Below are 10262 nucleotides of genomic sequence, written 5' to 3'. Positions count from 1 at the left end.
CCCCCCCCCCTTTTTTTTTTAAACGCACACCCGGCAATCCGACATAGAGCTGCCTGTCTCGTGGGCTCGTATATCTGTATAACAATAAACTGGGGCGCCATCCGGGTGCGCCGCTGCTGGCCGCGCGCCTCACAGGAGCCGAACATGATCGCCCCTTCCCTCCCGGCCGCCGGCGCGGACGAGCCGGAGCCGCTGACCGCTGGCCGCGCACCGTTCCAGCCGCTGCCGCTCGCATTGCGGCGCGCGCTGCCGCTGTTCGCCCTGACGCTGGCGTGCGCAGCGCCGCTGGCGCACGCGCAAACTGACGCGCAAACTAACGCGCAAGCGAGCCCGGACAACGGCGCGCTGTCGCAGCAGGAGCTGAACGAGATCAACAACCAGCCGATCGCCCCGTCGCAGCGCACCCAGATCAACACCCCGCGCCAGCCGACCTTCCAGCTGAACGAGGCGGATGGCACGCAGGTGCGCGAGTATCGCGACCGCCGCGGCCAGGAGGCCGATATCGAGGTCCGCTCCGGCGCCGGTACGCAATACCAGATGAGCCGACCCGAAGACAGCTCGCCCCGTATCCGCGATCGCGAGGTCAACCGGGTACCGTCGGTGCGGGTGCTGCAGTTCTAAGCGAGCACCGCACCTCGGTGCGTACGCGCGGCTGCGCCGCGACCACCCGCATCCCTGCTCCCGGCGCTGCCGGGAGCGCGCCGGACGCCAGCCGCGAAAGCGCCAGCGTCCGTCCTGCCGGCCTGTGCCGGCGCCATTCAACTGACTCCGTATGGCTGTTTTCACCACGGTCTCGCAGGACGAGATCGCGCAATGGCTGCTTGACTATGACATCGGTACGCTGCGGGACCTGCGCGGCATCCCGACCGGCATCGAGAACAGCAACTTCTTCGTCACCGTGGAGCGCGACGGACGCGCGGCCGAATATGTGCTGACGATTTTCGAGCGGCTGCGCTTCGACCAGCTGCCGTACTACCTGCACATGATGGCCCACCTGTCCGCGCGCGGCATTCGCGTCCCCGCGCCGATCCCCGCGCGCAACGGCGAAATCCTGCGTGCCATCAAGGACAAGCCGGCCACGCTGGTCACGCGCCTGCCCGGCAGATCGCAGCTGCAACCGGGCACGGCGCACTGCGCGGAAGTGGGCGACATGCTGGCGCGGATGCATCTGGCCGGCCAGGACTACGACCGCCAGCAGCCGAACCTGCGCAGCCTGCCGTGGTGGCGGCAGACCGAGCCGGAGATCCGGCCGTTCCTCGCCGCCGAACAACGCGAGCTGCTGGCCGCGGAGCTCGCGCACCAGAGCGCGTTCTTCGACAGCGCCGACTACGCGGCGCTGCCGGGCGGCCCCTGCCATTGCGACCTGTTCCGCGACAACGTGCTGTTCGAGGACGATGGCGAGGGCCGATCGCGGCTGGGCGGCTTCTTCGACTTCTATTTCGCCGGCAACGACAAGTGGCTGTTCGATCTGGCGGTGACCGTCAACGACTGGTGCATCGACCTGGATAGCGGCGCGCTCGACGACGAGCGGGCACGCGCCATGCTGCGCGCCTATCATGCGGTGCGGCCACTTGGCGACGTCGAGGCGCGCCACTGGCAGGACATGCTGCGTGCCGGCGCGCTGCGCTTCTGGGTGTCCCGGCTGTGGGACTACCATCTGCCGCGCGAGGCCGACATGCTGCAGCCGCACGATCCCACTCACTTCGAGCGCATCCTGCGCCGGCGCATCGACGCGACGGCGCTTCCCTGGACCTGATCGTCATGCAATTACTGGAAGTCCCCGCCAAGGAAGGCTACGTCTGGTTCCGCCAGGGCATCTGGCTGTTCCGCAAGAACCCGCTGACCTTCCTGATGCTGCTGTTCATCTACCTGATCGCCGCGCAGATCGCGATCTTCATCCCGCTGCTGGGCATCATCGCGCTGCTGGTGCTCACACCCGGCCTGTCGGTCGGCATCATGACTGCCTGCCGGGAGGTGATCCAGAACCGCAGGGTAATGCCGACCGTGCTGCTTGCCGGGTTCCGCAACAACGGCAAGCAGGCCGCGCGCAACCTGCTGATCCTCGGCGCCATCTATGCGGGCCTGGTGTTCGTGCTGAGCCTGATCGCCGGCAGCCTGATCGACATGCGCGCGCTGCTGCCCGTGCTGCTGAAGGAGGAGGCGCCGACGGAAGAGGCGATCCGGCAGCTGTATTACGCGCTGCTGGTGGGCGCGGCGCTGTACACGCCGATTGCGATGATGTTCTGGTTCGCGCCGCTGCTGGCCGCCTGGCACGAGGTACCGCCGGTCAAGGCACTGTTCTTCAGCTGGACCGCCTGCTGGCGCAACCGGGGTGCGTTCTTCACCTATGCGCTGCTGTTCGCCCTGCTGCTGGTGGCGGTGCCGTTCTTCCTCGAAGCCCTGTTCACCGCGCTCGGCGCCGAGGGCATCCTGTCGTTCCTGGTGACGCCCTACTCGCTGCTGATGCTGGCGATTCTCTACTGCTCGTTCTACGCGACCTACCGCGGTTGCTTCAACATCGCGCCGCCGGCGGCGGCCGCCTCGTCCGCGCCGGAAAACGGCGCGCCGTGATCGTGAAGCGGACCCGCCGGCGCTCAGTCGATCGGGTCCAGCTTGGCCACCGACAGCGCCAGCCACTTGGCACCGTGGCGCTTGAACTTGATATTGGCGCGGGCATCCGCGCCGTCGCCTTCCAGCGCCGCGATCACGCCTTCCCCGAACTTGTTGTGAAACACCTGCTGGCCGATGCGCCAGCCGGAGGCGGCCTGCCGCTTCTCGTCGGCATAGCCATTGCCGGTGTCCATGCCGCCGGTCGGGCGGGTGCCGGAGTACGGCACGTCCTCGGCGCGCTTGAACCAGTCGCGGCCCCAGGCGCTTTCCGATGACTGCCGGCGCTGCGCACCATAGCTCATCGAGGCCGGCGTCAGCCACTTGAGCGCCCCCTCGGGCAACTCGTCGAAGAAGCGCGAGCGGATGTGATAGCGCACCTGGCCGTGCAGCACCCGGCTTTGCGCGAAGGACAGATAGAGCCGTTCACGGGCGCGCGTGATGGCGACATACATCAGCCGGCGCTCTTCTTCCAGGCCATCGGCATCGAGCATCGAGTTCTCGTGCGGGAACAGCCCTTCCTCCAGCCCGGTGATGAACACCACGTTGAACTCCAGCCCCTTGGCCGCATGCACGGTCATCATCTGCACCGCGTCCTGGCCCGCCTGCGCCTGGTTGTCGCCCGCCTCCAGCGACGCGTGGGTCAGGAAGGCGACCAGCGGCGTCATCACCTCGGGCGTCTGCTCCGGGTCCAGCAGCTGCTGGGACTGGTCGCCTTCGGCCAGTGCCGGCAGCGGCCGGTCCAGCCCGCGCGGCACCGGGATGGCGCTGGCCAGTGCGTCCAGCCCGTAGCCCTCCTCGACGACGAAGGCCTGCGCGGCGGTGACCAGTTCGCGCAGGTTCTCGATGCGGTCCTGGCCTTCCTTCTCCGACTGGTAGTGCGTGATCAGGCCGCTGGTATTGATGACGTACTCAACGGTCTCGGGCAGCGACAGCTGCCGGGTCTCGAAGCGCATCTGGTCGATCAGGCGCACGAAGGCGGCCAGCTTGCTGCCCGCGGTGCCGGCGACATACGCCACGGCTTCGGATAGCGCGCAGTCGTACTGGCGCGCCGCATCCTGCAGCGCCTCCAGCGAGCGAGCGCCGATGCCGCGGGTCGGGAAGTTGACCACGCGGCCGAAGGCGGCGTCGTTGCGCGGATTCTCCAGCAGCTGCAGGTAGGCCAGCGCGTGCTTCACTTCGGCGCGCTCGAAGAAGCGCAGCCCGCCGTAGACGCGGTACGGGATGCCCGACGAGAACAACGCATGCTCGATCACGCGCGACTGGGCGTTGCTCCGGTAGAGGATGGCGATCTCGGAGCGGCTCGCGCCCTGCGCGATCTGGTCGCGGATCTCCTCCACCATCCACGCCGCTTCCTGACCGTCGGAGCCGGCCTGGTAGACCCGCACCGGCTCGCCGTGCCCGGCGTCGGTGCGCAGGTTCTTGCCCAGGCGCCGGGCATTGTGGGCGATCAGATGATTGGCCGAGTCGAGAATGTTGCCGTGCGAGCGGTAGTTCTGCTCCAGCTTGATCAGATGGCGCACGCGGAATTCGTGCTCGAAGTCGCGCATATTGCCGACGTTGGCGCCGCGGAACGCATAGATGCTCTGGTCGTCGTCGCCGACCGCGAACACCGCGGCGGGATTGGGCGTGCCATGGCCGGCCAGCAGCTTCAGCCACTGGTACTGCAGCACGTTGGTGTCCTGGAACTCGTCGACCAGCACATGGCGGAAGCGGTGCTGGTAATGCTGGCGGATCGCGTCGTTGTAGCGCAGCAGCTCGTAGCAGCGCAGCAGCAGCTCGGCGAAGTCGACCACGCCCTCCCGCTGGCACTGCTCGTCATAGGCCGCGTACAGGTCGACGAAGCGGCGGTTGAAGTCGTCGTTGGCCTCGACGTCGGCCGGCCGCAGCCCCTGCTCCTTGGCGTTGTTGATGAAGTACTGCAGGTTCTTCGCCGGGTATTTCTCGTCGTCGACGTTCAGCGCCTTGAGCAATCGTTTCAGTGCCGACAGCTGGTCCTGCGAGTCGAGGATGGAGAAGGTCTGCGGCAGGCCGGCGTCGCGGAAATGCGCGCGCAGCATGCGGTTGCACAGCCCGTGGAAGGTGCCGATCCACATGCCGCGCGTGTTGATCGGCAGCATCGACGACAGCCGGGTCTGCATTTCCTTGGCCGCCTTGTTGGTGAAGGTCACCGCCAGGATGCCCGCGGGCGAGACCCGCGCGTTCTGGATCAGCCAGGCGATACGGGTGGTCAGCACCCGGGTCTTGCCGCTGCCGGCGCCAGCCAGAATCAGCGCCGGTTCGTCGGGCAGCGTGACGGCGGCGAGTTGTTCGGCATTCAGATTGGCAAGCAGATCGGACATCGGGAGGGGCCTTGAGGATTGCCGGCCATTATAACGGCCCGCTTCCCCGCGGCCCCTGCATCCTGCCGGCCTGCCGCGCCCTGGCGGGCGGGTGCCGGGGCGTCAGCCGGCCGGCTCGAAGCACGGCTCCAGGTACGCCTTCAGCGCGCGCCGGGCCTCGTCCCGATAGCGCGGCCGCTGCGGCACCGACTCGCTCTCCGCCAGGTCCAGCAGCGCCGACAGCAGCTCGATCGCGCAGCGCGCGACGACCTCGGCGTCCTGTCCGGTGACGTGCTGGCGGGCGGCGATCCAGCGGGCCACCAGTTGCGCCGCATCGCGGCTCATGTCCTCGTGGATGCGCCGCAGCTCGGGCGAGGACAGCATCGCCCGGCGCAGTGCCGTGTTGCCCGGCTGCTCGCCGCGGGCGGCATAGAGCGCATCGACCAGCGCATCCGCTACCGCGCGCCAGTCCGCCGCCACCTCCGGCGCGGCCAGCATGGCCAGCGCGTCGCCCGCCCGCTTGCGCATCTGGTGGTCGAACAGCGCGCAGACCACCGACAGCTTGTTCGGGAAGTACTTGTAGACCGTGGCGATATTGACCCCGGCGCGGCTGGCGATCAGGTTGGTCGACAGGCGCTCGACGCCGACCTCGTCCAGCAGCGCGGCCGTGGTGTCGAGAATCCGCTCGAAGGTGATGCGGCCGCGGGCGCGCACCGGCGCCCGCCGCAGCCGCAGCAGCAACGGTGCCATCCCCTGTACGTTCTCGCGCGGCTGTCCATCGGCCGCGCCCTGCTCGCGCGGCAGGTCCCCGTGCGGATGCGATTCGTCATGGCTCATATCCTGCAATTCGCGCTCCCTGGTGCTGTTATTCCGCCGATCGCGCGGCGGCGCTCCTTGTCCCGTTCCTGGTGTCCACCGGTTTTTTCCCAGTGGATCGATTGCAACGATAGGGCCGGCGCCGTCACCCGACCGTGCCCTAGCGAACGAATCCGGCGCGCCAGGGCGCGCGATACTCGCGGTCGGCGCGAGCGGCGGACGAGCGGTTCCCGGCCAGGGGCGCGGATGCCGGTTCCGGCGAAAACTGGGCGGCAGGCAGGCGGCTCCCCTATAATTTGGGGCTTACTTTCGTTTTCCTCGTTCTCGGGCGCAGCCCTGGACGAACGGGCGGAAACGAATGCCAACCCGTGCGAAACCCGTGGAAGCGGCCGGCAACGCGGCCGAACAGGCCTTTCCGCCTTTCCCCGGCGCTCGAAGACCAGCATCGATCCAACCCCAAGCATGAGCGCTCAAGACCAGTCCCTTGCCAAAAGCTTCGAACCCGCCGCCATCGAGGCGAAGTGGGGCCCCGAGTGGGAGAAGCGCGGCATCGCGAAGCCTTCCTTCGATCCCGATCGACCCGACTTCGCCATCCAGTTGCCGCCGCCGAACGTCACCGGCACGCTGCACATGGGGCATGCGTTCAACCAGACCATCATGGACGGCCTGGCGCGCCACGCGCGCATGGCAGGCGCCAATACGCTATGGGTGCCCGGTACCGACCATGCCGGCATCGCCACGCAGATCGTGGTGGAGCGGCAGCTTGACGCCAAGGGTGTCTCCCGCCACGACCTCGGACGTGCGGCCTTCATCGACAAGGTGTGGGAGTGGAAGGAAGAATCGGGCTCGACCATCACCCGGCAGATTCGCCGCATGGGCGCATCGATCGACTGGAGCCGCGAGTACTTCACGATGGATCCGAAGATGTCGCGCATCGTGACCGAGGTCTTCGTGCGGCTGCATGAGCAGGGGCTGATCTACCGCGGCAAGCGGCTGGTCAACTGGGACCCGGTGCTGGGCACGGCGGTGTCGGACCTGGAGGTGGACAGCGTCGAGGAAGAGGGCTCGCTCTGGCACATCCGCTATCCGCTGGTCGAAGCCGACGCGAAGACCGGGATGACGCATCTGACGGTGGCCACCACGCGGCCGGAAACCATGCTCGGCGACGTCGCCGTGATGGTGCATCCGGAAGACGAGCGCTATGCCCACCTGATCGGCAAGTCGGTGCAGCTGCCGCTGACCGACCGCACCATCCCGGTGATCGCCGACGACTATGTCGACCGCGAGTTCGGCACCGGCGTGGTCAAGGTGACCCCGGGCCACGATTTCAACGACTACGCGGTCGGCCAGCGCCATGGCCTGCCGCAGCTGTCGGTGCTGACGCTGGACGCGAAGATCGCGGCCGGCGCGCCGGTCCAGTACGTGGGACTGGACCGCTACGAGGCCCGCCGCCGCATCGTGGCGGACCTGGACGCCCAGGGCCTGCTGGCCGAGACGCGCAAGCACAAGCTGATGACGCCCAAGAGCGAGCGCACCGGCAGCGTGATCGAACCGATGCTGACGGACCAGTGGTTCGTCGCCATGACCAAGCCGGCGCCGGAAGGCACCTTCAATCCGGGCCGCTCGATCGCCGAGGTCGCGCTGGACGCGGTACAGAGCGGCGAGATCCGGCTGGTCCCGGAAAACTGGATCAGCACCTACAACCAGTGGCTGGCCAACATCCAGGACTGGTGCATCTCCCGTCAGCTGTGGTGGGGCCACCAGATTCCGGCCTGGTACGACGCCGACGGCAACGTCTACGTCGCCCGCACCGAGGACGAGGCGCGCGACAAGGCGCGCGCAGCGGGCTGGAGCGAGGACAAGGGCCCGCTGCGCCGGGACGAGGACGTGCTGGACACCTGGTTCTCGTCGGCGCTGGTGCCCTTCTCCTCGCTGGGATGGCCGGAGCAGACGCCGGAACTGAAGCACTTCCTGCCTTCCTCGGTGCTGGTGACCGGCTACGACATCATTTTCTTCTGGGTGGCGCGCATGGTCATGATGACCAAGCACTTCACCGGACAGGTGCCGTTCCGCGACGTCTACGTGCACGGCCTGGTGCGCGACTCGGAAGGCAAGAAGATGAGCAAGTCCGAGGGCAATACGCTGGACCCGGTGGACCTGATCGACGGCATCGAGCTGGACCCGCTGCTGAAGAAGCGCACCACCGGCCTGCGCCGCCCCCAGGACGCGCCCAAGATCGAGAAGAAGACCCGGAAGGAATTCCCCGAGGGCATTCCCGCTTTCGGCGCGGACGCGCTGCGCTTCACCTTCGCCTCGCTGGCGACGCTGGGCCGCAACATCAACTTCGATACCGGCCGCTGCGAGGGCTACCGCAACTTCTGCAACAAGCTGTGGAACGCGACCCGCTTCGTGCTGATGAACACCGAAGGGCACGATTGCGGCATGGGTCCGTGCCAGGACGATTGCGGTCCGGACGGCCACCTCGACTTCTCGCAGGCCGACCGCTGGATCGTCTCGCTGTTGCAGCGGGTCGAGGCCGAGGTCGACAAGGGCTTTGCCGAGTACCGCTTCGACAATATCGCCAACGCCATCTACAAGTTCGTCTGGGACGAGTACTGCGACTGGTATCTGGAACTGGCCAAGGTGCAGATCCAGAACGGCACGCCGGCGCAGCAGCGCGCCACCCGCCGCACGCTGCTGCGCGTGCTGGAGACGGTGCTGCGGCTGGCGCACCCGATCATTCCCTTCATCACCGAAGAGCTGTGGCAGAAGGTCGCGCCGCTGGCAGGCCGCGCCAAGGGCGACGGCAGCGAAACGCTCGCCCTGCAAGCCTACCCGCTGCCCGCCGCCGCCAAGATCGACGAAAGCGCCGAGGCATGGATGGCGCAGCTCAAGGCCATGGTGGACGCCTGCCGCAACCTGCGTGGGGAAATGAACATTTCTCCGGCGCAGCGGGTTCCGCTCTATGCGCACGGCGACAGTGCGCTGCTCGGCGCTGCGGCACCCTATGTGCAGGCGCTGGCCAAGCTGTCGGAAGTGAAGGTGTTCGAGGACGAGCAGGCGCTGATGCACGAAGGCGCGGGGGCCCCGGTCGCGATCGTCGGCGGCAACCGCCTGCTGCTGAAGATCGAGATCGACGTGGCCGCCGAACGGGCGCGCCTGTCCAAGGAGATCGAGCGCATCGGCGGCGAGATCGGCAAGTGCCGCGGCAAGCTGTCGAACGAGAGCTTCGTCGCCAAGGCGCCGCCGGCCGTGGTCCAGCAGGAAACCCAGCGCCTGGCTGACTTCGAACAGACGCTTGCCAAGCTGCAGGAACAGTTGCAGCGACTGCCGGCCTGACCGGCCGGCAACACGCACGCAGGCGCCGACGGGCGCCTTCGTGCGGTCGCCCACCGAGGCCACGCGCCAAGGTGGACCAAGGGCATGGGCCTTGCTTTACGGCAAGGCTTACGACATAACACTGAGAAGGAGCCTCTCAATATGGAAACCCGCGTCACCAAGGCCGTATTCCCCGTCGCAGGGCTCGGCACCCGTTTCCTGCCTGCCACCAAGGCGAGCCCCAAGGAGATGCTGCCCGTGGTGGACAAGCCGCTGATCCAGTATGCGGTCGAAGAGGCGATGGCCGCCGGCATTAGCGAGATGATTTTCGTCACCGGGCGTTCCAAGCGCGCGATCGAGGATCACTTCGACAAGGCCTATGAGCTGGAAGTCGAACTGGAAGCGAAGAACAAGCAGGCGCTGCTGGAAGTGGTGCGCTCGATCAAGCCGTCGCACGTCGAATGCTTCTATGTGCGTCAGCCCGAGGCCCTGGGCCTGGGCCACGCCGTGCTGTGCGCCGAGAAGCTGGTCGGCGACAGCCCGTTCGCCGTGATGCTCGCCGATGACCTGCTCGACGGCGAGCCGCCCGTGATGAAGCAGATGGTCGAGCTTTATAACCATTACCATAACTCCATCCTGGGCGTGGAAGAAATTTCACCGGAGCAGAGCAAATCTTACGGCGTGGTCGACGGCCGAGAGTGGGACGAGAACGTCATCAAGGTCTCGGGCATCGTCGAGAAGCCGTCGCCGGAAAACGCCCCGTCGAACCTGGGCGTGGTCGGCCGCTATATCCTGACGCCGCGGATCTTCGAGCATATCCGCAACCTGAAGCCAGGCGCGGGCGGCGAACTGCAGCTGACCGACGCGATCCAGTCGCTGCTGGGCAACGAGCAGGTGCTGGCCTACCGCTACCAGGGCGTGCGCTACGACTGCGGCAGCAAGCTGGGCTATCTGAAGGCCACCGTCGAATTCGCGCTGAAGCACCCGGAAGTCAAGGACGAGTTCGGCAGCTATCTGCACGAGCGTCTGTTGTAAGCCGTCGTCAGTCAGGCTCCTTGCAATGAACAAAGCCGCCCGTTGGGCGGCTTTTTTTCATTCTGGGGTGTGGGTGGCTTGTTGCCCTCTCCCCCTGCCCCTCTCCCGCAAGCGGGCGAGGGGAGCAAACCGCCAACGTACCGATGGCCCGTGGTGTGCTCCCCT

7 protein-coding genes are annotated in these 10262 nt (G+C 67.1%); 5 read left to right on the top strand and 2 right to left on the bottom strand.

The features are described 5' to 3' along the window. The first annotated feature begins 144 nt into the window (after positions 1-144). From K6V06_RS14650 to K6V06_RS14640, 3 genes are all read left to right on the top strand, one after another. A complete protein-coding gene (locus K6V06_RS14650; protein ID WP_222244552.1) occupies positions 145-621 on the top strand; it encodes a hypothetical protein in 477 nt (158 codons plus the stop codon). Between the two features lie 151 nt (positions 622-772). After that, positions 773-1756, top strand: coding sequence for a homoserine kinase (locus K6V06_RS14645; protein WP_222244550.1), 984 nt, complete (start codon positions 773-775; stop codon positions 1754-1756). A 5-nt stretch (positions 1757-1761) separates the two neighbouring features. Continuing rightward, on the top strand, positions 1762-2571 hold the full coding sequence (locus K6V06_RS14640) for a BPSS1780 family membrane protein (protein ID WP_222244549.1): 810 nt from the start codon (positions 1762-1764) through the stop codon (positions 2569-2571). A 23-nt stretch (positions 2572-2594) separates the two neighbouring features. On the opposite strand, the gene K6V06_RS14635 is transcribed toward K6V06_RS14640, so the two are convergent. Both K6V06_RS14635 and K6V06_RS14630 read right to left on the bottom strand, forming a co-directional pair. Beyond that, a complete protein-coding gene (locus K6V06_RS14635) occupies positions 2595-4949 on the bottom strand; it encodes a UvrD-helicase domain-containing protein (RefSeq protein WP_222244548.1) in 2355 nt (784 codons plus the stop codon). Between the two features lie 102 nt (positions 4950-5051). Then, positions 5052-5765: a TetR/AcrR family transcriptional regulator gene (locus K6V06_RS14630; protein ID WP_222244547.1), complete on the bottom strand. Its 714-nt coding sequence runs from the start codon at positions 5763-5765 to the stop codon at positions 5052-5054. A gap of 441 nt (positions 5766-6206) precedes the next feature. On the opposite strand from K6V06_RS14630, the gene K6V06_RS14625 reads away from it, so the two are divergent. Further along, on the top strand, positions 6207-9083 hold the full coding sequence (locus tag K6V06_RS14625) for a valine--tRNA ligase (protein WP_222244546.1): 2877 nt from the start codon (positions 6207-6209) through the stop codon (positions 9081-9083). Between the two features lie 141 nt (positions 9084-9224). Continuing rightward, positions 9225-10097: a UTP--glucose-1-phosphate uridylyltransferase GalU gene (gene galU / locus K6V06_RS14620; RefSeq protein ID WP_222244545.1), complete on the top strand. Its 873-nt coding sequence runs from the start codon at positions 9225-9227 to the stop codon at positions 10095-10097. The last annotated feature ends 165 nt before the right edge of the window (positions 10098-10262 follow it).

Source organism: Cupriavidus sp. AU9028, assembly GCF_019795295.1.
Taxonomy (GTDB): Bacteria; Pseudomonadota; Gammaproteobacteria; order Burkholderiales; family Burkholderiaceae; genus Cupriavidus.
The sequence above is the reverse complement of the archived record's forward strand: the minus strand, read 5'-3'. Positions and strand labels throughout refer to the sequence as shown.